This is a genomic window from Paenibacillus durus (assembly GCF_000756615.1).
Lineage (GTDB): Bacteria > Bacillota > Bacilli > Paenibacillales > Paenibacillaceae > Paenibacillus_AQ > Paenibacillus_AQ durus.
Genome location: NZ_CP009288.1, coordinates 1,546,349 through 1,571,945, shown reverse-complemented (window position 1 = coordinate 1,571,945; position 25,597 = coordinate 1,546,349). Strand labels below are relative to the sequence as shown.

Sequence of the window (25,597 nt, the reverse complement as noted above, 5' to 3'; positions counted from 1 at the left end):
CAAGGTGTTTTTTATCGATAAGGGATAAATACATTGAATTCTTCTTACAGCCCCAAGGGATTCAACTGATAACTAAGGTGAGAAAGTTGAGTAAATTATATTAAATATTTTACAATATTTCACTAAAGATGTATACTTAATACATTATTAAATAATTAATACATAATAAAGAAAATGAGGGAGGAATTAATTTTATGAAGAAAAAAAGTGCTTTTTTTGCGACATTATCTTTAGCTATGGCAACAACAGCGATGACTGCTTTTGCTTCACCAAGTACAACTCAGGAGAATGTAATTCCTGAATCTAGTGCAATAGAAAGTCCCATTAGTAATCCTTTTATCGAAGGTCACTTGATAACCCCATCTGTTATTGATACTTCCAACCCTATTGGCGATACCGTAACGGGAGGCTCAGTTGTACCAAAATACTTTACTATAAATGCGGGATATGGTCATATTAAACTTTTAATGAAAAACTATAGTAACCAATCAGTTACTGTTAGTTTAACACACAATTCTACTAGAATGGTATATTTTTCTAGAGTAATTGCTGGAAGCGGATCTCTAACATGGAAGAATTTTGAAGAAGGTTTCGAACAAGGCATGCGTGCTGGAGACTATACGCTTCAATGGAGTGGTGGCGGTAGTAACGTTAATGGAGAATTTTTTGGAAAAACTGGTTCATCCATTTCCGATGTTACAAATTAATTCAAGTTTTGCTGTTGAGAAAGCTCCCGATTCCCGGGGGCTTTTTTATGCACAAAAATATATAATGTTGTGCATCAGTCTCATCAAATACACTTTACTTCAGAGCCACACAGACAGATCAAGGAACATTTTTAATCAGCTGTAGGTACATTTGTTAGTATTAGGAAAGAATGAGCCTACAGCACCTGCTAGAGGTCGTCTGAGAGCGTTAAACTTAGTACATTTTCTAATAAGGTTATGAAAAGGCAACAGTCCGCTCACAGGCCGTCTGCCGGCGGCGCTGCTGCCTGTACCGCAACATTCCCTTGCTTTAATACGGAACCCATCTGCAAAGGTACCAACCCGCTTCACCCACAGACCATATAACCAAAAAGAAGCCAGAGCCCTCAGATATCTGAAGGTTCTGACTTCGCTACTAATAGTGTCCGTTGATCGGTACTTTGCCGATGTTGACAGGCCAGCAGAATATAGCGGGAAAAGACAATCGTCGTATGGCTAATGAGCAGATCGTAGGAGCGGCCCTGAAACTCTTTTTGCAGTCGCAGCAAGGACTTGGTGCACTTGAAGAAGACCTCGATGTCCCAACGAAGGCCATACGTCTGGATGATTTCAGGAGCGCTCAGCGTCCGATCGGTCAATAAAATGGCGAGCCACTCGTTTTTCTTGGAGCGAGGGCGGACAAAGATCACGACAACGGGAATGCCGGGAACGAGCTCTGTGTAATCTGACGTAACAGATGCCGATGGGTCCCCTGGACACGTAGGGCAGCCCGGTACAAACCTTTGAGATCCACTCGATGACCCTGGACGAGGTAGCGCTTGTTGTCGTTTTTCACCATGCCAATGACATGAAGGCCCCAGTCCACAATCCGCCCAATCAGGGGCGCATGAGTAAACCAACTGTCCATCAGGACGTAAGCGGCCGAAACCCCGGAAGCGATGGCGCGGTCCAGTAGCTCGGGAACCACCTGTGGGGCACTGAGCAAAGCCTCTTTCCGGCGTTTGTAGCCGCACGAACGCTTGTCGATGTCGGGATTCACGCTGGTCAAACCTGCTTTCACGGAACTCAATAAGGCAAAGTCCAAGGGGAGAAACGTATGGCTGTCCGACCAGCCCAAGGTCAGCATGCGAAAGCCTTTATAGTACGCGCCTGTGGCATGATCCTTGAAGCGCGCCAGAAGTTCCACGGCTTTGCTGCGGTTGCGCTCAAACATGGAATCGTCCACGATGAACACGGAGGTTCGGGTGAGAGAAGTCAGGGCTTCGACCCGCTGCACAGTGTCACTGCTGAGCAAAGACAAGAAGCGCCGCCAGGCGTATCCGCTATGATTGAGAAAGCGGTAGACCGTATCTTTGCCTGGAAAGGATTCGCCTTTGGCGCTCTCGAGCAGGCGAAACCAGTTTTTCTGGTGAAAGAGTAGGACAAACACCAGTTGAAACAGCTGTGAGCAGGAATAGCCGAACGATTTGCGAAATCCGGCTTGTCGCAGAAATTTCAGGACACCGAGTTCTTGAAAAGCAGGCTTTAGTTCAGCAGGCAGTTGTTCAAAGGGTACATTTTGTTTTATCATGGAAGGGACACCTCTTCTGTGGTTTGTGATTGTTCGTCACTCTCACTCTACCAAAGGAAGCGGTGTTTTTCTATGTTGGCAAGAATTGTACTTATCCGGCCTTAAATCCAGGCCTGGCTTGAAACCAAACCAATTTTCGCTCTGAGAAAGTTGAGGTGTAAAGTATACACAAACTGCCGGAACGGCAGGGCTAGCTTGGTAAACTTCTCTTCGGTAGAAGGGATTACCCAAGAATCCCCTTCCTCAAAGCATCCGTGAAGGGAGGGGAGTGTTCAATTCAATTCATTCGCGGCACGGAATCCCTTCTATTTGTAGCGACTTAGCGCGCCAATAATGATGTCCCACAGCCTCCCGTGATCAAGGCCGAGCGCAACCGTGGCATTGGGCGGCCTGCCCGTCACACCGTGAATATCGACCAGCGTCATGCCGTAGCTCAGCTCGCCTCTGGTCTCAACGGTTACGTTCAGGAAGCGGCAGTCAAACACCGACGGATCGATACAGTAAACGACGCTGCACACATCATGTACGGGCGGAGCATCGAAATCGAAGAATTCCTTATAGGTCTTTCCGAAAAAGGTGAGCAGCTCCCCGACGAATCCGGCGACCGGGTTAGCGATTGCCATGATCCGTTCGTTAATCTCCGGAGTCGCCAGCGCCTGATGAGTGGCATCCAGTCCGATCATCGTAACCGGAGCGCCGCTGCCGAACACCACCTGAGCGGCTTCCGCATCGGCCCAAATATTGAACTCCGCAGCCGGTGTCCAATTCCCGAACGTTCCGCCGCCCATCAGGACGATTTCCTGAATTTTAGGAACAATGCGCGGCTCCCTGCGGATCGCCATGGCAATATTGGTCAACGGCCCCACAGGAACGAGAGTAATATCGCCGCCCGACTCCATCAGCATTCGGATGATCAAATCAACGGCATGCTCTTCCGTCTCCCGAAGCAATGGATCAGGCAGAATGGGACCGTCCATCCCGGAGTCACCATGAATTTCCGAAGCGGCTTCCCTATCCCTCACCAGCGGACGGCCCGCGCCCCGGGCGACCGGCACCCCACTTAGTTTCGCAATTTCGCATACCTTGAGCGCATTAAGCGTTGTCTTCCCCAGTTCCGCGTTGCCGGCTACTGTAGTTATCGCGAGCAGCTCCAGACCGGGATGCGCGGCAGCGACCAAGATCGCTATCGCGTCGTCATGGCCCGGATCGCAATCGATAATTATTTTTCGCTTCATTATTCCGTCATCCTTTAACCGCTCCCGCGGTCATCCCGGCGGTCAGATATTTTTGCACAGAGAGATAGAAGAGGAGCGTGGGCACTAGAACGATGGTTAATCCCGCCATTTGCAGCGTATAGCTGCGGTTGTACTGACCGGCAAAGTTGGCCAGGCCAAGCGGAAGCGTCTTTAAGGCTCCATCGGTAATCAGCACCAGCGCGAAGGAAAATTCGTTCCAGTTATTCAGGAAATTAATGATGAAGGCTGTCGCCAGCGCAGGTGTCAGCATAGGAAGAATCAGCCGCCCGAAAATGCCCATTACGCTGCATCCATCCATGATCCCAGCCTCCTCCACTTCCTTCGGAAAGGCATTCATGAAACCGGCCAGGATAAATATCGTGATCGGGAGATTGAAAGCGGTATAGGGCAGCAGCAGGGTGAGCCGGTTATCCATCAAATTCAGACTGCGCATTTCAATGAACAAGGGAACGAGCGTCGCATGGATCGGGATCAGCATGCCAAAAGTGAAATAGACGAGCAGAAAGCCTTTGGATTTGAATTCAAACCGGCTTAGAAAGAATGCGGCCAAGGCTCCGACCAGCAGTGTAAGCACTACCGCAGACAGCGTAACGATAATACTGTTGATCAAATACGGACCCAGCTTTGCTACCTTCCAGGCTTCAATATAATTGCTCCATACCGGCTGCCGGGCTATTCCGAACGGATTCATGGTCAGCTCCTGTTCGGTTTTCAGCGAATTGAGAACCATCCACAGCAGAGGATAGATGTTGATTACAAGCAGCAGCAAGAGCACCAGGCGGTGGATCTGAGCCGAAAAGGGCCGTTTGGGTCGCAGTCGTTGTTCCATTTTAGAAGAATCACCTCTTCACAGATCGCAAAATGAACTGGCTTATAATAATCAGACCAAAGCTGATAATGATGATGGCTGTGGAAATTGCACTCCCATAACCGTACTTCATCGAGCTGAACGTCTGGGAAAACATATACGTAGCGCCCACTTCCGTAGAATGGCTGGGCCCTCCGTTAGTCATGATATAGATCAAATCGAACGCGCGAAGCGCTCCGCTTATGCATAGCACGACCGAAGCAAAAATGGTGTCCGCTATGATCGGCACCACGATATGCCAGGTTCTTTTTATACCGACGGCTCCATCCAGCTCCGCCGCTTCCAGCACTTCCGACGGCACATTTTGCAGCGCGGCCAGAAAGATGACCATGTACAGCCCGGTGTACTGCCAGACGACGACAATACACAGCACAAAGATAGCAAGCCCCGGATTGCCAAGCCAGTTCTGCGCCCAATGATCCAGGCCAACCGCCCGAAGCGCCGTATTGACAAGGCCAAACTGGTAATTGTAGAACATATTCCAGATCAGGGAAACAACAATGGTGGATATAACCACAGGCATGAAAAAGACCGTTCTGAAAATCCCATCTCTGCGGAACAGCTTTCCGCTCAGCATCATGGCCAGATACAAGCCAAGAGGGATTTCCCCCAGTACAGAAAAGAGCACGAAATAAAGATTGTTGCGGATAGATTGCCAAAAAACGCCGTCACCGATCAAATTGACGTAATTCTGAAGCCCGTGCCACTGCTTGGGGGAGAAACCGTCCCATTTGAAAAACGAGTAGTAGACAGAGCTCAGAATCGGATAGATTGAGAACATTGTGTATATGACCACAGCTGGAATGAGGCCGGCGGCTATGATCCATTTATGGCGAAGAAACATCTGCATATGCGGTACCTCCGATAGAATTGAAGGCGAAGAGCCCAAGGTTCAGCCCTCCGCCCGAAGAACATTATTGGCCCAATTCCTTCTGAAGTTCCTCCGCTACGGCCTCCGGAGTGCTTCCGCCTGGCGTAGTCAGTCCCTGAAGGCCGTTTTTGGTTGCCGTGACTACGGTGGCTGGCATCACGATGTCATATACCGGAGTAATTTCCTTAACACCCGCTAGTACGCCGGTCATCTCTTTGAACAGCGGATCGATATCCGCAGGCGCTTCCACATTGGCCGGAACCATGTTTCCATCCCGGATAATATTTTGGTAGGATTCTTCACTGTACATGAACTGCAAAAATTTCTCGGCTGCTGCCTTTTTAGCGTCATCCAGCTTCGCGTTCAAGACAACCCCCTGATTGGTCGCGCCCGGCATGGTGGACATGCTGCCCTTGCCTCCCTCGATTTGCGGGAATACGGCGAAGCCTACTTCTAAATCCGCAGCTTTGTCTTTGGAAATTTGCTTGGCCCCCCAGCTGCCGTCTATATACATAGCGGAATTCCCCGAGAGGAACAGGTTGGTGGCTTGGACATTGTCAATACTGTTAAGATCGACGTTAAAAGCTCCTATATCGGAAAGCTCCTTGATATCTTTCAGCGCGTTCATAAAATCCGGGTCGGTAAACTTCTGTTCTCCCGACTTGATTTTCGCATAAAGATCCGGCCCCGAGATTCTTTCATTAAGAGGTGAAAGGAGAGACGCCAGCAGGACGCTGCCGGTTTTATTGCCATAGGCTATTGGAGTAATATTTTTGGCCTTCAGATCCTTAACCATCGCTTTGAAAGCATCATACGTCGTCGGAAATTCGGTATACCCCGCATCCTTCATTATTTTTTTGTTGTAATAAATGACAGTAGCGTATGAAACCTCCCCTGGAATCCCGTACTGCTTGCCATCGACATTAAATTCTTTGATTTTCGAGGACGGTAAAAAGTCTTCCTTCCAGTTGCCCATCATATCGTCAATCGGCATCAGCGCGCCGGAACGGGCGATTTGTTCGAACATGGAGCCCCCGCCGATCATCAGAATCAAGTCAGGGAGGTTGCCCCCAGCCGCTGTCGTATTTAATTTGACTGGATAATCATTATAAGGAATGGTCTCAATATCCAGTTTGATATCCGGATTGGCCTTCTCGAAAGCCATTGCATTTTTATAATAGACGCCTGTAAACGGATCTGACTCCGACCAAGTTGTCATGAATGAAAGCACTACCTGCTTCTGCTCCGTATTTCCCGTATTTCCGGAGGCGGTGTTTGTATTGTTCGATTGGCCGCAAGCCGATAGGACTCCGATCATCGCAGTCACCAGCAAATACACCCAGAATGTCTTAGCCCATTTCATCTTCATTAACAAGCCTCCTAATTTTGTTTAGCAAGCAACGACGACTGAATCTGACCCTTCGTTCGACCCTTCCCCCTTTTGTATAAAAATTAGGCTGACCCCTTAGCTCCGCTTTATGTCAGTTAACTTTATGTCAGTTAAACTAACCTGGAAATCAAGCTTGTCAGAATTAATCACACCTTAGCATTCTTTCATTTTCCGAGACATTAGACAGTATGTAAAAAGGCTATTAATTAAATTTTGCGATAATAAAATTGTAAATAGTTTATGTGGCAGCAGCGGAGTTATTTGGATATTTATCCGAAAAAACGCATAGAGCCGCCACAATTAATGTGACGGCTCTATGTGAACTTGATGTTCGCACCGATTAGTGCGTATTTCATTTGGAACTCTTCGTTGGGGCTACTGCATCAAGCGGATGTTTAGCTTCCCTTGGCTTTACAAGGGGGGGCTGTACGCGTCAGGAGGGTTAAAATTCGGAACCCCGCACCTTAGCGTACACCTTAGTATCGCCCAGCTCTCCGTTCTCCGCCAGCCGGGTGTTTCGCAGAATACCCTCCAGCGTATAGCCTGTACGTTCCGCCACCGCCGCGCTTTTAACATTCTTCGCATTGCAGCGGATCTCGATCCGGTTCGCCGCAAGTTCGCGGATGGCGAAATCCGTAATTCCGTTCACCGCCTCCGTGATATATCCGTTCCCCGCGCAGGAAGTCCTGATCCAGTAGCCGATCTCGAAGCTTCGCACATCCCAATCGATCCGGTGCAGGCCGCTGCTGCCGATGAACTTACCCGTATGCTTATCAAATAGGCGAAGGTGCAGATTCGAGCGGTTCAGAAACTCAAGCCGCGTCTGCCGGGTGAAGGCTTCCGACTCTTCCAGGGTGGGAGCCTTTCTGGCAAAAGGCAGCCACGGACGCAGCTCCTCCAGGCTTTCTAAGATCGCTTCATTCATCGCGGCTCCGTCTCCCCACAGCGGGGCGCGGATCAGCAGCCTCTCCATCTCTAAACTCTCGGGAAAAGAAATCATAATCGGGTCGATTACATTCTTCAAGGCTTGTCATCTCCAACGTCTTCGGATTTTACAGGTTATCTTCCCAAGCTGATCCGCATCCCTGTACGCGCCAGCTCCACATTGCCCGGCAAGTCATAAGCCTTCCTCAGATCCACATCATGGGACATATGCGTATATATAGCGCGGCGCGGCTGCACATCCGCAAGAAGCACCGCCGCCTCGGTCATATCATAGACGGAACGGGTCGACAGCTCAGCTTCCTCATAGTAAAAGCTTGTACCCAGCACAAGCAGATCCGCTTCCCGCATTAACCGGGTCTCCTCATCCCTTAAGGAAATCGAATCCGGACAGTATACCCAGGCATAGCCTTCCTTTTCCAGCCGAAAAGCGTAAGAGTAGCCGTTCTTGCCGTGATTTACCCTCCAGGTAGCGATTTGCCAGCCATCCAGCATGATCCCTTCATCAAGAGGCATCAGCTCGATATGGCTGCCCAGCCACGGATACTGCCGCAAAATTACAGGGATGACCTCCGCCGGCGCATACAGCTCGCCCTTGATCCCCGTCCAGCGGCAGGCATCCGCCCATTCCGGCAGACCGCCGATATGGTCGAAGTGGCCATGGGTCACCAGCAGCCTGCGCATGACCCGGATGCCGAGGCTCTCCATCTGCCGCCGCCAGTCCGGTCCGCAGTCGATTACGAAGAAATCATCCCCGCTGTCCACCAGTACGGAGGACCGCAGCCGCGCGTTCGTTCCGCTTGTTCTCGCTTCTTCGCATACCGAACAGCCGCAGTATACTCTTGGCGTGCCCATGGCGTCGCCCGTACCTAGGAACATCAATGTATCCATTCTCCACTCCCCCTTCTATCCTCGTCAAGAAAGTACAACCTTCTAAATTATTATAAAATAGGAAAGCACTATCTGCATAATAGGAATGTAAATCTCTGCAAATCAATGCTTTATCAGCCAGAAAAAAAAGCAGACCGCCTCTCTGAAAGACAGTCTGCTGAAGCTTAATTAAATCCCCGCAAGCACCTGATACCATACGCCCCGTTTCGAATACAGCGTGCTGCGCACCTTGTCCCAGCCACCCAGGTAGCTGATATCGAATAACCCTTGGGGAACAGGGAAACGACTCTTGTTCGCCTCGTACACTTCTTGGTCTACGGGCCGGAATCCGTGCTTGGCGAAGATCTCCTGCGCCTCAGGCGTCAGCAGGAAGTTCACGAAAGCCTCTGCGGCCTCCCGTGTTCCATGCTTATCTGCGTATTTATCGACCACCGCCGCCGGATTCTCGATCAGAATCGTATCCTTGGGTATGACCACCTCATACTTCACGCCCTGCGCAATCCGCGCCAGCAGTTCATTCTCATAGGTTACGATAACATCACCCACGCCATACTCGAACGCAGCCATCGATGCGCGTCCGCTCTTATCCAGCGACTCCACATTGGCGTGTACGCTTGTCAGAAAGCTTTTGGCTGCCGCCGGGTCCTTAACCCCTTCCTTCTCCTCCGACTGCTTCAATCCCGCGCCGTAGATTGCGTTAATATCCCACTGCGCGCCGCCCGACGTCTTCGGATTAGGGTACAGCACTTTGATGCCCGGTTTGGTCAAATCGGCAAAATTCTTAATTCCCTTCGGGTTGCCTTCACGCGTACCGATCACGACAATCGAACGCGTCACCATGCCGCCCTCGCCCCGTTCCTTCCAGGATGGTTTCACCAGCCCAGCGTCAACGAGCTTGTCGACATCGCCTTCCATCGCGAGAAGCGTCACATCGGCCTCGAACCCGCCGGCAATCGCCCGGGCCTGAGTTCCCGAAGCTTCGTATGATTGCTGGAACGTTATCGTATGTCCGGTCTCCGCCTTCCACTTCTCCGCGAACAGCGGCAATATCTCCTCAACCGCGTCCTTTGCCACACTGTAAGAACCAATTACGAGAGTCATATCACTTGTTGACTTTGAGTCCGCCGTGCGGTTCCCTTCGCTTCCGCAGCCGGAGATCGTCAGCGCCAGCAGCAATACGGCAAGCCATCCGTGCAGTTGTCTGCTCCTTATGAAATGCTTCATCCCAAGCCTCATTCCTGAAAAAATACCCACAAAGTGATCCCGGCGCTTTCAAAGCTCACCGATGATTACATTGCGGGGGGAATTCTTATATTTAAATGTAGACCGGCATCGGGTCTTCCTTCAGGCTATTCTCCTGAATCCAGCTGCGCTCGTCGTTGAACAGGTATGCGCGGTGCACCAGCACGGCAATCTCCTGCCCCACCTGCAGCGTCTCCTTCTCCAGTGAACGGTAGGTGACCAGCTTGTGGCCGTTCACTTCCACTTCGACCAGCCATTCGCTGCCCCGGAATTGCAGATGCTTGACGATTCCCTTCTCCGTGGCAGAAGCCACGTCGAACTCCTCGCGGTCACCGACCTCGATGTACTCGGGACGGATCAGCGCCTTGGTAGGCTGGCTGCCCTCAGCAGGCTTGAACCCTTTCAGTTCAGCAGCGTTCTCGATCAGAGTCGATTCCCCGATAAAGGTCGCCACGAACGTCGTCTTCGGCTCCTTGTAAATATCCCATGGCGTGCCCTTCTGTTCCAGACGGCCCTGGTTAATAATCATAATTTCGTCAGCGACTTCGATTGCCTCATCCTGGTCATGCGTCACGAATATCGAAGTGATTCCGACGCGTTCGATCAGTTCCCGCAGCCAGGAACGGAGCTCTTGACGAATCTTGGCGTCGATCGCAGCGAACGGCTCGTCTAGCAGCAGCAGCTGCGGCTCCGGCGCAAGCGCCCGGGCGAACGCCACCCGCTGGCGCTGTCCGCCGGACAGCTGCTGTGGATACCGCTTCTCGAAGCCTTTAAGCCCCGTCAGCTCCACGAGTTCCATCACACGGTCGCGGATGAAGCTTTTATTCGCTTTTTTCACCTTAAGCCCGAAGGCAATATTATCGAATACTGTCATATGCTTGAAAAGCGCGTAATTCTGGAACACGAAGCCAATCCCGCGTTCCTGCGGCGGCAGATTGTTGACTACCTGACCATGGAAGACAATTTCGCCGGCATCCGGCGTTTCAAGGCCTGCCAGCATCCGCAGGATCGACGTTTTGCCGCCGCCGCTCGGGCCAAGCAGTCCAATTAAATGGCCTTTCGTAATTTCAAAGTTGACATCCTTTACTGCATGAAAATTGCCAAAATGCTTGTTCAGACCGCGTACTTCCACGTGCATGATTAACGCACTTCCTTTCTTTTCTTGCTCCATTCCATGAGCAGTAGAAGTCCTACCGAAAAAGCGGCCAACACCAGCGCGACGCCGCCCGCCGCCGTTACATTAAAGTTCTCGACATCCTGGTAAACCAGCGTCGTCGCGGTTTGGGTCTTGTTCATAATATTGCCCGAGACAACCAGCACGGCCCCGAATTCGCCCAGTGAGCGGGCGACTGTAAGAATGACGCCGTAGATTACCGCCCATTGGATCGAAGGCCAGGTTACCTTCCAGAAGGTCGTCCACCCATACGCTCCTAGCGTTGAGGCTGCTTCCTCCTGCTGGCCGCCGATCTCCTGCAGAACGGGCATCACTTCCCTGACCATCAATGGAAAGGTGACGAACAGGGTAGCGATGACCATTCCAGGGAAGGCATAGACGATATTGAAGCCAATATGTTCAAACACCGCCCCAAGCGCGCTGTCCGGACCGAGCAGCAGGACGATCATCAATCCGCCGATGACAGGCGATACCGCATACGGCAGATCGACAATACTGTTGAGCAGGCTCTTCAGCCGGGGGCTGAGCCACTCGGCCCGAACCAGATACAGAGCAGTCATAATACCGAACAATGTGTTCAGCACCGTTACCGCGATAACAACCAGAGCGGTCATCATCAGCGCATGCAGCGCCTCCGGCCTCGTCAGCGCCTCCCAGAATCCGGAAAGCCCCTGGCTGAAGGCTCCCGTAATCATCTTGCCCAGGGGAGCGGCTATCAGCAGAAAGAAAACGATATATGTCAGTCCAATCCACAGCCGTCTCATCGTCTTTTCCCCCTCATCTGTGCCACATTGATCAGCCAGAGGATCAGGAACGACAAGGTCAGCAAAATGATGGATACGGCTGCGGCGCCCGTCCCGTTATCGCTCTCCACCTCTCCGTAGATGAAGACCGACGACACGAGCGTGCGTCCCGGGATATTTCCCGCTACCAGTACGACCGCCCCAAATTCAGCCAGCGCTCTGGAGAAGGCAAGCATGCCGCCTCCGATCATGCCAGGCGCCATCGCCGGTAAAATAACCTGCCGGAATACCCGGATGCCCTTAGCTCCCATCGTGTAGGCCGCCTCTTCCTCGGAAGGGTCAAGCTCTTCCAGCAGCGGTTGTACCGCCCGAATCACAAAAGGGAACGTTACGAAGACCATCGCAATTACAATGGCTGGCGGGTGGAAGACGATTTCGATTCCCAGTGATTTCGCAGCTCCTCCGATCAGGCTCCCCGGTCCAAGCAGCAGCAGAATCATCAGTCCGCCAACGGCAGTCGGCAGAGCGAACGGCAGATCGACCATACTGTTCAGCAGCGGCCTGCCGGGAAATTTGTAGCGGACCAGCACCCAAGCGATAATCGTGCCCAAGGCGACATTGATAATGGCGGCAATAAGCGCCAGTTGAAGCGTGAGCAGCACAGATCGCCAGGCAATCGGGTCAGTTACGCTTTCGACAAAATTTGTGAAACCAAGCGAAAATGAGTTGTAGTAGACGCCGAGAATCGGAAGCACGATTAATACGACAAAATACAGCAAAATCGTGGATCGGAATCCCCAGGTCCATCCCTTGTGTCTTAGCAGCGAATTCAACAGTTATGTCCTCCTACCTCCGGTTGACTGGTCGGTATACTAGCCATTTGCCGATATATAATTCCTATTAATATACTAGGTTTAATAATTATCACTACTTTACCACTGACCTCTTGCCATCGTCAATTACTTTTGCGCTATTTTAGGTTAAAATAGTTCCTGAAAGGGCTTGAAACCGATTAAGAAAGGGGAAGCCGCCATGCTTCATACGTTCGAGATTTCAACAAGCAAGCGGGATGAACTGCGTGATATCACCAGAGAGGTTATTTCTTATGTAAGAAAAAGCGGCGTGCAAAACGGAATAGCGGTTGTATATTGCCCCCACACAACCTCCGGCATTGCAATTAACGAGAACGCAGACCCCGACGTGAAGCATGATGTGCTGATGCGTCTGGACGAGGTATATCCTTGGGAGCATCCAAAGTACCGTCATGCGGAAGGCAATACGGCGTCGCATCTCAAATCGATTACAGCCGGACCGTCCCAGAGCATCATCATCCATGAAGGGGAGCTGCTGCTTGGACGGTGGCAGGGTATTTATTTTTGCGAGTTCGACGGACCAAGACGCCGGCAGTATTATGTGAAAATCATTGAAGGGTAGTTTCCGGTTTCCGGGCACAAGTAAAAGGCCGCTTTCGGAGCAAGACGCCGAATCGGTCTTTTACTTGTCTGGCAACTTTTGCTTTTACAGGGCAGAGGAGCACTCGATTACCAATGCACAGCCGTAAAGCGCAAAAGGAAAAAAATATACTTTACAAACTGCGGCACAGCACCCGGACATGCGATAAAGCCGCCGATTTCACATCATCAAACTTGATTCGGTCCTGAATGTAGTAAGAGATAAATCCGTGGGCAGACAGGAACAGAGTCAGCGGCACATTCTGCCAATCTTCCGGCACATAGCCCTCTTCTTTAAGATAGCGGCGCACCATGCCGGAGAACAGATCGAAACATTTCCCCTGTTCTGCCCGACAATAAGCCAGCAGTTCCTCGTCACGGATCATGAACATAATTTCGTATTGATATGGATGGTCCAGCCCGAAGCGGATAAATTCCAGCATCAGCTGTTCCACTTTGCCTACCCCTTCTTCCGGAGGTCTGTTCATCGCCTCGCTGAGCAGCGTTGCTACATGATTGAAATCATCAACCACAATGGCATAGAACAGCTCCGCTTTTTCCTTGAAGTGATAATAAAGCGATCCATGGCTGTATCCCAAATGTTGACCTATGCTGCGCATGGAGATGGCCCGATAACCCTTCGTAATGAAAAGGTGCCTTGCCGCCTCCAGAATCCTTTCCCTCGACAACTCCTGTTCCACTGCTCTTCTAGCCATAAATTTTATTCCCCTTCGCTGTAGTAAAGCTGTCTGCCCTCCGTTACAACCGCTTGTCCCTGGGTCAAATCCGTTATCCATGCCTTGAAGGCATCGGCTTCTTCATTCCGCGGCAGGCATGTCAGCTTGACCTTGTCGGTGAACTCCGTTTCGCCGGTCTTAGTCCCCCGGCCCCTCAGTTCATTCTCGACCTTACCGAGCCAGGTATAGTCCAATTCCACAAATACTTCACGGCGTAGAACGCGGGTGATGACTTCGCCGGCTTCAAGCGCCAGTACGGCGCCGTCCGTGTAGGCCCGAATCAGACCTCCCGCTCCAAGCAAGATTCCTCCGAAGTAACGTGTAACGACTATTGCCGCATTTTTGATACCTTGGTTTCGAATGACTTCCAGAATCGGCTTCCCAGCCGTACCGCTCGGTTCCCCGTCGTCAGACTGCTTCTGAATTTCGTCCCGTTCCCCAATCATATACGCGGAACAGTTATGCGTGGCATCCCAATGCTTCTTCTTAATGTCTTCAATAAATCGAACCGCTTCTTCCTCCGTCTCAACCGGCATGACATGTCCGATAAAACGAGACTTGCGGATAACGATTTCCTTGGAACCGGAAGACCGCACCGTCCGGTATTGTTCCAGCATTATTCATTCAGTCCTTATTCGCTGTGATCTTGAGATATACGAGGAGCAGCCCGCGGTATTGGATTACCTCTGGACTGCTCCCTGGTGAATTACTGTAGTGTGTTATGAGGTGAGAAGCTGCAATCTACTCGGTAAGTCTAGCTTCGAGCTCCGCTTTTTCCTTTTCATAGCCCGGCTTGCCGAGCAGCGCGAACATATTCTTCTTGTACGCTTCTACGCCCGGTTGGTCGAACGGGTTGACGCCGAGCAGGTATCCGCTGATACCGCAGGCTTTTTCAAAGAAGTATACGAGATAGCCAAAGCTGTAAGGCGTTTGATCCGGGATGGTGACCACCAGATTCGGAACTTGCCCGTCCGTATGCGCGAGCAGTGTACCTTGGAACGCCTTCTTGTTCACGAAGTCCACGGTTTGCCCTGCAAGGAAGTTGAGTCCGTCCAGATCATCCGGATCGCTCTCGATTGTAATATGTTCCCGAACTTGATCCACTTGGATAACCGTTTCAAAAATGTTGCGGTTGCCCTCCTGGATGAATTGTCCCATCGAGTGCAGGTCTGTCGAGAAATCCACGGAGGAAGGATAAATGCCTTTGAAGTCCTTGCCTTCACTCTCGCCGAATAATTGCTTCCACCATTCCGATACGTAGTGCAGGGAAGGCTCGTAGTTTACGAGAATTTCCGTCGTCTTGCCTTTGCGGTAAAGCGCGTTGCGGACGGCGGCGTATTGATAGCTCTGGTTCGTTGCTACATCCGGATTGTTGAACTCGTCAGCGGCTGCGGCTGCGCCCTTCATCATTTCTTCAATGTCGATGCCGGCAGCGGCAATCGGCAGCAGACCAACGGGAGTCAGTACGGAATAACGTCCGCCCACATCGTCCGGAATAATGAACGACTCATATCCCTCTTCGTTAGCGAGTGTCTTGAGCGCGCCTCTTGCCTTGTCGGTTGTGGCGTAGATCCGCTTGCGAGCTTCTTCCTTGCCATATTTCTTCTCAAGCTCAGCACGGAATACCCGGAAAGCAATCGCAGGCTCGGTCGTCGTGCCGGACTTGGAAATGACGTTAACGGAGAAATCCTTGCCTTCAAGAAGCTGAATCAAATGGGTGAGATAAGTGGAGCTGATATTGTTTCCTGCAAAATAAATCTCAGGCGTCTTCCGCTTGCCCTTCTCCAAATTGTTATAGAAAGAATGGGTCAGCGATTCAATCGCTGCGCGGGCTCCCAGGTAAGAGCCGCCGATGCCGATAACGATCAGCACATCGGAGTCGCTCTGAATCTTCTTAGCGGCCGCCTGAATGCGGGCGAACTCTTCTTTATCATAATCATGCGGAAGATCAATCCATCCGGTATAATCGGAGCCTGTGCCGGTCTTGGTATGCAGTTGCTCATGGGCCAATTTGATCGGCGCTGCAAAATAGTCGATTTCGTGCTGGTTAATAAAGGACAGGGCTTTGCTGTAATCAAAACTGATTTTTTTGGACATCGGTAACGGTACCCTCCTGTTTCTCTTTCGATTTGACACGAATTGTAACAACTTTATAATAGGATACTTTAATTTCACTGGGCTGGCAAGGTCCTATGGCACAGGCAAAAGTATCAATTTGAATAACACCGGAACCCGGGCGGAAGCGTTTCCCTTGCAGGAGCGGCTTTTTCAAGTTGGAACCTCTCTCCAGCTCGTGCTAAAATGAAAAAGATTAGGCTGGAAGTCCGGGGGGAAATACTGATTTCAGAACAGGTCTAGTCCTTCTAGTCCTTCTTCCGTAGTTATTTCCGTTCTTCTGCTACCTCTAATAGCAAAGGTGTGAAATTTTATGAAACAAATCGGATTTATCGGGCTCGGAACGATGGGGGAGCCTATGGCTTCCAATCTGCTGCGAGGCGGATTTCAACTGACGGTGTATAACCGCACGGCTTCGAAATGCGATCCTCTGGTGAAAGAGGGCGCAACAGCCGCAGCCACTCCGCAAGACGCTTCGGAAGGCAAGGATGTTATTATTACCATGGTCAGCAATGACGATTCGATCCGCGAGATCTTTTATGGTCCGGAAGGCATTCTGGAAGCTCTGAAGCCGGGCGCGGTGGTGATTGATTCCAGCACCATCTCTCCCGGGCTTGTAAAAGAAGTTGCGGCTGCCGTCGAAAGCAAGGGCGGGCATTTCCTTGACGCTCCGGTAACCGGCAGCAAGCCTGGCGCGGTGGAAGGCACGCTCGTCTTCATGGTCGGCGGCAGCGCCGATATAATTGAAGCAAACCGCGATGTATTTGACGCAATGGGCAAGCTCCTGCTGCATATGGGCGATAACGGCAGCGGCGCGGCGGCGAAGCTGGCCCACAACGCGATGGTCGGCATCCATAATATTGCGCTTGCCGAAGGCTTCTCCATCGCGGTGAAGTCCGGCGTGCCGGCAGATAAATTCCTGGAGCTGATACGGAACGGGTCGGCCGGAAGCAAGCAGGTTGAACTGAAGGGCCGCAAAATTATCGAGGGCGACTTCAGCAACCAGTTCTCCCTGGCGCTCATGCTGAAGGACCTGAAGCTCGCATCGGCGCTGAGCGATGTGAGTGGCGTGCCTACTCCGGCGCTGGAATTGGCCAAAAGCTTATTCCAGTCGGGCTACTCCCAGGGATACGGCGAAGAGGACCTCTCGGCCGTCGTCAAAACCTATGAAGCCTGGATCGGCAAAAAAATAGGCGAACAAGCGTAAAAAGCTTCCGAAATCATTCTAGATAAAGCACAGACTGCCTCTATGCAGCATTTCGATCTGCACAGAGGCAGTCTGTTTTTTGTATCCTTTCGATTTAGGAATACCCCCAAGCCGGAACGTTTAATTTACTTGCTTGCAGATTTCAGGGAAACCGGCATCTGCTCCACCGAGATGCCTTCAGCGCTAGCGGCAGGCGGCTGTACAGGCGCTGGCGAGGCTGCCGGCGTCATCTCCGGCGCCGGGCTATCCGGCTCGGCGCTCTCAGGCGCAGCGGATGCTCCCGCCTCCGCATTGTCCTGTCCTGTGGATTCCACAGGCCACCGAAGAACTGCTTCACGGCCGTCGATCCACCATTTTCCTTCTCCTGAAGCGACCCGCAGCCATGTGCCGAACCGGCCTGTCACTTTAACACTTCGCTGAGACACAAAGGCCACCTTCGGTGCAAAAGCATCCGGATATTTGCGCAGCGCGGTTTTTAGCTTGATATCGGCTTCTGCATCAATCTCTTCCACAATACCGAAATGTCCGGGAGCGGGATGAATCCACCCGGCACCGCTTTCCGTCTGGATGCGGTACCAGTCGCCTTTGCGCGCAAGCGTCAACACTTCCTGCGGAGCGATAACGGAAGAAGATACGGCTGCCCCCGCCCCCGGATATACCGGCGTTTCTGTAAGCAGGCTCATTTTTCGATTAAGAATCTGAACACTCTGCCGCTTCAGCCAAAGTTTGTAAGCCTGCGAAGCCGTATACAATGGAACCCGCCTGTTCTCGGCCCATATATTCCCGAAAGCGCTCAGCGGCAGGCTGCCCTCTCCCGCGTACTTTCCGATTTCAATGGTAAATCCCGGGCGCCCGAACTCCTGAATGAACCAGTCTTTATAGCCTCCTCCCGAGGGATTCTTTTCCGGCCGGACAAGACTGTATCCCGTTAACCGTGCCAGCGAGGTGGCGATCTCCCGGTCGCGCGGCAGATTCGCGGGAAGTGTATGAAAATTCCAGAAAATAATTCCGCCGGAGCTATGGTAAGAAACCGTGATGTCCGGATCGATTTTATAGGTAAAATCCATCATCATTTTCACTTCAGGCGCCTGAACAGGCTTTATCCCTCTGTAATTTTGATAGTTGGGGAAATTGACGGCATTTGTCATCGTGCTCCAATTCGCCGGGTACTGGCGGTTCAGGTCGAGCCCCTGCATATTGGCCTTCCACCGAATAAAGTTGGCGCTGCCTCTGTTATAGCGCTTCAGCAATGCGGCTGTTTCTTTCGGCAAACCGACAGTACCCTGCTGGGAAAGGGTTACCCCGTCCGGATTGACCATCGGTACGATCCAGATGCTGACATGGTCCAGAATCTCCCTGACATCATAAGGTCCGACCGGTTTGTCGAGATCGTAGCTTTGAGCGTATGTATCGATCATTTTCATCAGCAGCGTGGTCGTCATCCATTCCCGGGCGTGATGAGAACCGTTCAGGAACAGCACAGACTCCCCGCGGCCAAGCTTTACAGCCCATAATTCTCTTCCGTAAGCGGTCTTGCCCAAGGTCTGAACGGACACCAGGTCGGGATAGGCGGCAGCCAATTTTTCAATATCCCGCTGCATAATGGAATAGGAATAGACTTGTTTCCGGATTTACGATATCGGCCTGGGCCTGAGCCCTGCCGGGCTGAAAGATAAATACAAGCAGCAGTAAAATCTGGCATAGAATAATAGAATAACGGATTGACTTGGACGACATTAGTTTCAGCGTTTCCAGCCCCTTAGATCGATGTATGAATCTATCATTATATTCATCGTCTCCGGGCTGATATTTTTGAATATTTGAATATAGCATCTTTGCCTTCACATCCAAAGAGCCATGGGAAGCAGTAGATCCTGTGGGACTCTCGCCTTTTTGAAAAAAAGAAAAGCCCCGCATTTAAGCGGAGCTTCACGAGTTTCACTATGCAATTTACAGGTTCGGGTAAGAACAGCAGTAATCCGTAACTGTGAATACTTCCAGCGAAAATTTCGAATTGCCTGGCACATGGAAGGTTTCCGCGCCGTCAATCTCCTGCCAAACTTCCGAACCAGGCAGCAATACTTTGAGCTTTCCGGACAGAATCTCCATCTTTTCCGGTCCGTCCGTGCCGAACTCGTACACGCCTGGAAGCATGATGCCAAGAGTAACCTTGAGGCCGTCCTCCAGAATCACCGTACGGCTGGTTACTTTTCCATCATAGTAAACATTGGCTGCTTTTTGAATGGTTGCATTGTTGAATTGACTCATCTCTTTTTTCTTCCCCCTTGAATTCCCGGTTATCCCAACATTATTCTACAGCAAAGCCTTCACGCGGTTAACGACATTTTCCACAGTGAAACCATATTCTTTGATAACTGTGTCACCAGGTGCGGAAGCGCCAAACGTTGTGATGCCGAGAATATCGCCTTGGTCGCCGACATAGCGTTCCCAACCGAAGGTTTGAGCCATTTCGATCGCAAGACGCGCTTTGACATCCGGCAGGATGACGGAGTCGCGGTATGCCTTGTCCTGCTTCTCGAACAGATCCCAGCTTGGAAGGCTGATTACGCGGACGTCAATACCTTCTTCGGCCAGAGCCGCTTGGGCTTTAACAGCAAGTTGCACTTCCGAACCTGTAGCAATGATTTGCGCCTGAGGTTTACCGTTCTTGGCATCCGAGACTACATAGCCGCCGCGTTTGATGTTCTCGCGGACACCCTCTACCGTACCGGACAGAATCGGCAGGTTCTGGCGGGTAAGCACGAGCGCTACCGGATTCTCCTTGTTCTCCACCGCATAGGCCCATGCAGCGGACGTTTCGTTCGCATCGGCCGGACGGATAACGGTAAGCCCCGGAATGATGCGCAGAGATGCCAATTGCTCGATCGGCTCATGCGTAGGTCCGTCTTCGCCGACGGCGATGCTGTCATGAGTTAGCACGTAAGTAACCGGTAGCTTCATAATGGCAGCCAAACGAACCGCCGGACGCAGATAATCAGTAAACACGAAGAATGTGCCGCCGAATACTTTGAGTCCGGTATGCAGCGCAATGCCGTTCATGGCCGCCGCCATACCGAATTCGCGGACGCCAAAATAAATATTGCGGCCGTCGTAAGATTCTGGCGTGAAGGAAGCCAGGCCGTTGAGGTGGGTCATTGTGGAGCTTTCCAGGTCGGCGGAACCGCCGAACAGCTGCGGCACGCCAGCAGCCAGACCGTTCAGGGCATTACCCGAAGCCACGCGGGTGGATACGGCTTTGTCCTCTGCTTTGTATAGCGGCAGCTTGGCGTCCCAACCTTCCGGAAGATCGCCGCTCAGCACCGTTTCAAGCTGTGCCGCCAGTTCCGGATAAGCCTTCTTGTACGCCGCGAATTTCTCGTCCCATGCCTGGTTGGCGGCAACGCCTTTTCCCTTTACTTCGGCAAAAAGGGCGCGAACTTCTTCCGGTACATAGAAATCCTCTTCATATACCCATTTGTAGAACTCTTTGGTAAGCTTCGCTTCTTCGGCGCCGAGCGGAGAACCGTGCGTTCCGCCGTGTCCGCCTTTGCCCTGCTTGTTCGGGCTGCCGTAGCCGATCACGGTCTTCACTTCAATAAGTGTAGGCTTGTCCGTGACTGCTTGTGCTTCCTCAATCGCCTTGCCGATTGCCGGAAGATCATTGCCGTCTTCCACGCGAAGTACATTCCAGCCATAAGCCTCAAAACGCTTGGCAACATTTTCGGAGAATGCGAGGTTCAGCTCGCCGTCAAGCGAAATGTCGTTCGAATCATACAGCACAATCAATTTGCCAAGCTTAAGATGACCTGCAAGCGAAGCAGCTTCTGAGGAAATCCCTTCCATTAAGTCGCCGTCGCCGCAAATCGCGTAAGTGTAGTGGTCGATAACATTATATTGATCTTTATTGTACGTAGCGGAGAGCTGCGCTTCCGCGATCGCCATCCCGACAGCCATCGCGATGCCTTGTCCGAGCGGACCCGTCGTAGCATCAACACCTGCCGTATGGCCGAATTCCGGGTGACCGGGAGTGAGACTTCCCCATTGACGGAACTGCTTTAGTTCTTCCATCGGGAGATCGTAACCACTGAGATGCAGCAGGCTGTACAGCAGCATGGAGCCATGGCCGGCAGATAAGACGAACCGGTCGCGGTTGGCCCACGTCGGATGCTCCGGGTTGTGATTCATCGTCTTCGCGAAGAGCTGATAGCCCATCGGAGCGGAACCCATCGGCATACCGGGATGGCCGGATTTCGCTTTTTCAATCGCGTCAATGGCCAGTGTACGAACCGTCGTAATCGCCAGGTTGTCGACCGCAGAGTTTTCATCCTTGTGGATCGCTTGCTCTTTTGCCTGTTGTTCAGTCATTCAAATTGTCCTCCTCTATAAACCTCAAGAATGTCATTTTGACTATTATTGTATCACTAAAGTGGAAGCATTTCCAATGTTTTTGCCTGCTGGACGCTCCAACATTTAAGTTTCGCAACTTGAATTCTTTTTTATACGGTGACCGGCGCAGGCTGATACAGATCATGAGGAGTACCCTACTTAACCCGGTGGCTGCGGAAATACTGGCTCCAATTCTCCGAGATGATAACCGTCACTTTATCGATCTTCGTGTTGTATTCGTTTTTAGCCGTAAAGGTGAAGGTCAAAGGCCCATCCGGCAAATATTCAAAAGAAGGGTCATAGAGCTCCCCCGTCCAAAAGGTCTTGTCGCTATCCGAAGGACTAAGCTGCGCCGTAAATCCGCCATCCATCGTTACGTCAATCGTATCCGGCAACCCGGTCGCGTCCGCCTGTAGTACGAATTTCTCACCAGCCCAAAATATATTATAACCACGCGGCAGCTCTGTGTCTCCCGATATCTTTAAATTGTAGCTCTGCCGGTTGGCATTCCACTCCGCGGTATGCTTCACGCCGCCTTTTACACTCAGCAGATTGACCATAAAATATTTACGTAGTGAGGCGGCGCTCCAATCAAAGCCATCGAAAGCCTCGACCTCTGCCGCATACTTATGGTTCTCCACTAAAGCGCCTGCCGGTACGGTCCATTGCTTCTGACTTGACGCTTGATCCCCGGACTGAACGACGATACTGCCGGTTGCCGCATCCAGTATACTCACCCTGTACCGCTGCTGCTCATCGCCGTCCTCATCGGAATAGCTCCATTTCATAATCGGCGTCATCGTGCTGGCAATGGTCGGCTTGGCTGCCGTGTCGCTGGTTGGAAAAGTGAGATTCACCATAGGAAGCCGATTTTTTACGATGAATGCACGAGAGACTTCCCGCCATAAGCCCAGAGAGTCCGTCACCACCTGGCGGATCGTAAACGTGTCGTTGGTCGTGAATTGTTTCGTAAAGCTGTCGGATGTGCTGATTAAGCCTTCGGTTCCCCCACTCGGTTTGAGATAATATTTATAGGTCAGACTGTCACCCTTCGGCTGATCATCGTCATGAGCCGTGCTTGTAATTTGCAAGACATCGGTCCGGTAAATCGGCGTTTGCGTCGCATCCTTTCCTGTGTCCGTTACTAATGAGAAGCCCGGAACCGGAGGGTTATCAATGATGAAAGCTTTTTCGTTGGATATGTCAGACCAGTTATTCTTTGAAAAAGCCCGCCCCTGTACGGAATAGAATAGGAACCGTTCAAACGATTGATCCGGCATTTTTAATTGACGTGTGCCGCCCGTAGCGTCCGTATTCTCTACACTTTTGGCAAGCAGCCCGTCCTTCGTGAAAAATTCCAACCGGTACTTTTCCTGTGCATCATTCTCCGGATCGGCATAGATCCACTTGATGAGCGGATCGCCCGCTTGCTCCGCGTCGATAATAGACGGGTTATCCGTTGTTCCGGCTGGGGCCGTCAGCGTCATGGAGGGTGGCTGATTCACTTTTACATTTACAATTAAAGTGGCCACATTGGATTTATCGCCTACCTGATCTACCACCCAATGTTCCAGTGTATAAACTCCTGTCTGCGCAAAAGAAACATTTATATTGGCTGTTTTGTACATTTTCATGCTGCCGTCCGCATCGGTTACCCGCCAATAATACCGCAGACTGCCAATATCAGATGAGTCTTCGTCTGCATCGTTTGATACATACGTCAGTGTATCATTCACAAAAGCCGTATCGGCACCTGATATGACAGCCGTAGGGGTATGATTTTTGACAACAAAAGTCTGCGTGGCATTGGCACTTAACGATCCATCCGATGCGGTTAACCGCATTTCCCAACCATCGGAGATCGCTTTCTTAGGACTTATTCCGTACCAGTCAATCAAATTTTGCACCTTAATTGTTTGATTTCGGTTGTTTCCCGAATAGTAATATCCGCTCCCATCAACACGCGTATTCCAGGCATAACTAAGGCCGTCTCCATCCTCATCGGGATCTGGCGTTTTATTTTCCATAGTGATTATCGTGTCCCGGTAAACTTCGGTTGGCATTTGAAAATCCGGGGCGGGCGGGTGGTTCATCACGGTTACATATTGGCTGAAAGGCTCAGACCATAGGCCTCGGTTATCATGCACCTTCAAGGTGATTTGGTAACTCCCCACTCCAAAATTAGTCATGCTAGGAGGCGCTCCCGCTCCTCCATACGTATACCAAACTTGCTGCCATCCGTCCTTAACTACCTTCCACTCATAAATATCCAATGGATCGTTATCGGGATCAAAGGACTTGTCCTCAATAGTTGTTGTCTTTCGGTAAGATGCCTGATTCGGAGTTATCGAGAACATTGCCACAGGAGCGAGGTTCCCAATTGCCGATCCAACCGTCCGCACACACCAATCACTCCATACGCCTAAATTATTCTCCCCATCAATATCCCGGACGCGCAGCCGGATAGTGTAATTTTCGGAAGTGGAAAGTGCGCCGGAGGGTGTCCCATCCGTCCAAATTTCGTCTTCCCCTTTTTTAAACTGCCATTGCCAATTAATGATGCCCTTGTCCGTCCGCGACGTATGGTCCAGATCATATGAGCTGTCAGCTAATTGCAATCCTCCGTTTACAAGCTTGGCCGTGAAAAGAGCGATTGGCTTTCGATGAACCTGAAATCTTACTTGAGTCAAACTATCCCTGGCCCACATCCGGAATTCATCAAACCGGTCATCCCATTTGGGAGTGTCCCTTGGCTGATAGCTTGCCACATAAAGACCGGATAGAGGAAAAGAGTCATATGGCGAGTTTCGCCAAAGTCCTGTATCGGAGATACTGCCCATGCTATTGTCGAAAAAGTTAGGGTCCTGATCATACCGAAAGCGCTCCGTATATTTGGCATCCCCTTCGATGTCCGAGTAGGACGTTCGAAAATCCGTAACTGGAGTATTGATCAGCAAAAAAACATTGCGCTTCAGCCTTTGCCTTACTCGAAAGGTTAAGGTGGCTGTTGACGAAGCAGCGTTCATCGGGTCAACCGCTTTTACATACATCGTGTAGTCACCGGGAGGTATACTATCTTGTATGGTATCCAGCCCTATGCTGAAGTAATTGTTAGAGAATGCCTGTGCAATGGTTGTTTTTTTATAGAAAACATTAGGTATTTCGGCGCTCACTGTAACGTCATTATTGTCAGGATCTTGGACAAAACCCTCGATATTTAAAGTATTTCTCCCCTCTTCATTAAACAAAATTTGCCCATCTGGTGTAGACAAAGATAAAGTCGGCGGATTATTGGGAACTAGATCAAACTCCATTTCTTTAAGAATAGAAAAATTTTCATACCAAGTGGACCCGTAAAATCCCATATTCTGATCGTCATGCACCGCTAATCGAAGTTTTAATTTAGTCGGAATATTCGGCATCGCTCCCGGCGGGGATTCCCAATAGTTCCAATTATCCGTCTTTTGGTAATAGCGATCGTAGGCTCCTTCGGTGATGCTTTTATATACGTCTGTGACTTCATACATATAATAATCATTTGGGGTAAGGCTGTACCCAAGATTAGAGATAACGCTAAACCCCGCATATTCCCAATTATAATACGTTACCCAAGGGTAAGGGCCGTCGTTAACATCATCTCTAATATCTACTTGCATATTCCATGTAAAATTGGAAGAAGCGTATTCCCCGTCCCGCTTCATGGATCGCTTAAAGTGATAATTAACAGGAGAGACCTCATAGCTTACTACTTTGGTTATTTTATTATACTTAATATTTTTGATAATGGTCTCTGGCGCATCGATTGAAAACCACCCTGTCGCAGTCCCAAGATAACCCGGCCTCACTTGCTTTGTCTCACTCCAAGCGGGTATATGAATATCGGCAAAGTGAACGACATCCGTATCCAATGCCTGGGCTACATTATGTTCACTCGGGAAAAAATCCGGCCATGAAACAAAAAATAGGATAGCAGATAACATAAATATGAAAAATCGAGCTGCTCTTGTCTTTCTTTTCATTTTCTTGCCTCTCCATCCTGGACCCATC

The 25,597-nt window shown here is 50.8% G+C and carries 21 protein-coding genes and 1 pseudogene; 3 read left to right on the top strand and 19 right to left on the bottom strand.

Annotation, left to right across the window (positions count from 1 at the left end):
* Positions 1 to 194: 194 nt before the first annotated feature.
* Positions 195 to 707 carry a hypothetical protein gene (locus tag PDUR_RS07120; RefSeq protein ID WP_052410104.1) on the top strand — a complete coding sequence of 171 codons (513 nt, stop codon included), beginning with the start codon at positions 195 to 197 and terminating at the stop codon, positions 705 to 707.
* Positions 708 to 1,126: 419 nt separating this feature from the next.
* Here the strand turns inward: PDUR_RS07120 and PDUR_RS07115 are convergent.
* The 11 genes and pseudogenes from PDUR_RS07115 to cysT all read right to left on the bottom strand — a co-directional run.
* Positions 1,127 to 2,277 (bottom strand): annotated as a pseudogene (locus tag PDUR_RS07115) (IS4 family transposase); the annotation flags it as partial.
* A 305-nt stretch (positions 2,278 to 2,582) separates the two neighbouring features.
* Complete coding sequence (locus PDUR_RS07110) at positions 2,583 to 3,515, bottom strand: nucleoside hydrolase (protein ID WP_042205661.1); 933 nt, start codon at positions 3,513 to 3,515, stop codon at positions 2,583 to 2,585.
* A gap of 4 nt (positions 3,516 to 3,519) precedes the next feature.
* Complete coding sequence (locus tag PDUR_RS07105) at positions 3,520 to 4,362, bottom strand: carbohydrate ABC transporter permease (protein ID WP_042205660.1); 843 nt, start codon at positions 4,360 to 4,362, stop codon at positions 3,520 to 3,522.
* 10 nt (positions 4,363 to 4,372) lie between these two features.
* A complete protein-coding gene (locus tag PDUR_RS07100) occupies positions 4,373 to 5,251 on the bottom strand; it encodes a carbohydrate ABC transporter permease (protein ID WP_042205659.1) in 879 nt (292 codons plus the stop codon).
* A 64-nt stretch (positions 5,252 to 5,315) separates the two neighbouring features.
* Positions 5,316 to 6,641, bottom strand: coding sequence for an extracellular solute-binding protein (locus PDUR_RS07095; RefSeq protein WP_042205658.1), 1,326 nt, complete (start codon positions 6,639 to 6,641; stop codon positions 5,316 to 5,318).
* Between the two features lie 463 nt (positions 6,642 to 7,104).
* The gene (locus PDUR_RS07090; RefSeq protein ID WP_042209154.1) at positions 7,105 to 7,662 is read right to left on the bottom strand and encodes a GNAT family N-acetyltransferase; all 558 of its coding nucleotides are present in this window, start codon (positions 7,660 to 7,662) and stop codon (positions 7,105 to 7,107) included.
* 59 nt (positions 7,663 to 7,721) lie between these two features.
* The gene (locus tag PDUR_RS07085) at positions 7,722 to 8,495 is read right to left on the bottom strand and encodes an MBL fold metallo-hydrolase (protein WP_042205657.1); all 774 of its coding nucleotides are present in this window, start codon (positions 8,493 to 8,495) and stop codon (positions 7,722 to 7,724) included.
* Between the two features lie 168 nt (positions 8,496 to 8,663).
* The gene (locus PDUR_RS07080; protein ID WP_407944289.1) at positions 8,664 to 9,719 is read right to left on the bottom strand and encodes a sulfate ABC transporter substrate-binding protein; all 1,056 of its coding nucleotides are present in this window, start codon (positions 9,717 to 9,719) and stop codon (positions 8,664 to 8,666) included.
* Between the two features lie 91 nt (positions 9,720 to 9,810).
* On the bottom strand, positions 9,811 to 10,875 hold the full coding sequence (locus PDUR_RS07075; protein WP_042205655.1) for a sulfate/molybdate ABC transporter ATP-binding protein: 1,065 nt from the start codon (positions 10,873 to 10,875) through the stop codon (positions 9,811 to 9,813).
* A 2-nt stretch (positions 10,876 to 10,877) separates the two neighbouring features.
* Complete coding sequence (locus tag PDUR_RS07070) at positions 10,878 to 11,675, bottom strand: sulfate ABC transporter permease subunit (RefSeq protein WP_042205654.1); 798 nt, start codon at positions 11,673 to 11,675, stop codon at positions 10,878 to 10,880.
* Positions 11,672 to 12,487 carry a sulfate ABC transporter permease subunit CysT gene (gene cysT, locus PDUR_RS07065; protein ID WP_042205653.1) on the bottom strand — a complete coding sequence of 272 codons (816 nt, stop codon included), beginning with the start codon at positions 12,485 to 12,487 and terminating at the stop codon, positions 11,672 to 11,674. The genes PDUR_RS07070 and cysT overlap by 4 nt, the downstream gene beginning before the upstream one ends.
* Before the next feature lie 199 nt (positions 12,488 to 12,686).
* Between cysT and PDUR_RS07060 the strand changes: the two genes are divergently transcribed.
* Entirely contained in the window at positions 12,687 to 13,088 is a 402-nt protein-coding gene (locus PDUR_RS07060; RefSeq protein WP_042205652.1) for a secondary thiamine-phosphate synthase enzyme YjbQ, read from the top strand.
* Between the two features lie 151 nt (positions 13,089 to 13,239).
* On the opposite strand, the gene PDUR_RS07055 is transcribed toward PDUR_RS07060, so the two are convergent.
* The 4 genes from PDUR_RS07055 to PDUR_RS07040 all read right to left on the bottom strand — a co-directional run bounded on the left by PDUR_RS07055 (position 13,240) and on the right by PDUR_RS07040 (position 16,114).
* Positions 13,240 to 13,821 (bottom strand): TetR/AcrR family transcriptional regulator, encoded by a 582-nt coding sequence (locus PDUR_RS07055; protein WP_042205651.1) that lies wholly within the window; start codon positions 13,819 to 13,821, stop codon positions 13,240 to 13,242.
* A 5-nt stretch (positions 13,822 to 13,826) separates the two neighbouring features.
* The gene (locus tag PDUR_RS07050) at positions 13,827 to 14,459 is read right to left on the bottom strand and encodes a YigZ family protein (RefSeq protein WP_042205650.1); all 633 of its coding nucleotides are present in this window, start codon (positions 14,457 to 14,459) and stop codon (positions 13,827 to 13,829) included.
* A gap of 124 nt (positions 14,460 to 14,583) precedes the next feature.
* Positions 14,584 to 15,939, bottom strand: a complete 1,356-nt coding sequence (locus PDUR_RS07045; RefSeq protein WP_042205649.1) for a glucose-6-phosphate isomerase — start codon at positions 15,937 to 15,939, stop codon at positions 14,584 to 14,586.
* Positions 15,917 to 16,114 (bottom strand): hypothetical protein, encoded by a 198-nt coding sequence (locus PDUR_RS07040; RefSeq protein WP_042205648.1) that lies wholly within the window; start codon positions 16,112 to 16,114, stop codon positions 15,917 to 15,919. Before PDUR_RS07040 ends, PDUR_RS07045 begins: the two co-directional genes overlap by 23 nt.
* Positions 16,115 to 16,270: 156 nt before the next feature.
* Between PDUR_RS07040 and PDUR_RS07035 the strand changes: the two genes are divergently transcribed.
* Entirely contained in the window at positions 16,271 to 17,164 is an 894-nt protein-coding gene (locus PDUR_RS07035; protein ID WP_042205647.1) for an NAD(P)-dependent oxidoreductase, read from the top strand.
* A 125-nt stretch (positions 17,165 to 17,289) separates the two neighbouring features.
* Here PDUR_RS07035 and PDUR_RS07030 read toward each other — a convergent pair whose 3' ends face one another.
* The 4 genes from PDUR_RS07030 to PDUR_RS07015 all read right to left on the bottom strand — a co-directional run bounded on the left by PDUR_RS07030 (position 17,290) and on the right by PDUR_RS07015 (position 25,395).
* Complete coding sequence (locus PDUR_RS07030; protein WP_169744895.1) at positions 17,290 to 18,744, bottom strand: M14 family zinc carboxypeptidase; 1,455 nt, start codon at positions 18,742 to 18,744, stop codon at positions 17,290 to 17,292.
* 370 nt (positions 18,745 to 19,114) lie between these two features.
* Positions 19,115 to 19,432, bottom strand: a complete 318-nt coding sequence (gene ppnP, locus PDUR_RS07025) for a pyrimidine/purine nucleoside phosphorylase (RefSeq protein WP_042205646.1) — start codon at positions 19,430 to 19,432, stop codon at positions 19,115 to 19,117.
* Between the two features lie 45 nt (positions 19,433 to 19,477).
* The gene (gene tkt, locus PDUR_RS07020) at positions 19,478 to 21,529 is read right to left on the bottom strand and encodes a transketolase (protein ID WP_042205645.1); all 2,052 of its coding nucleotides are present in this window, start codon (positions 21,527 to 21,529) and stop codon (positions 19,478 to 19,480) included.
* 176 nt (positions 21,530 to 21,705) lie between these two features.
* Positions 21,706 to 25,395 carry a glycoside hydrolase family 78 protein gene (locus PDUR_RS07015; RefSeq protein WP_156130353.1) on the bottom strand — a complete coding sequence of 1,230 codons (3,690 nt, stop codon included), beginning with the start codon at positions 25,393 to 25,395 and terminating at the stop codon, positions 21,706 to 21,708.
* Positions 25,396 to 25,597: the final 202 nt, after the last annotated feature.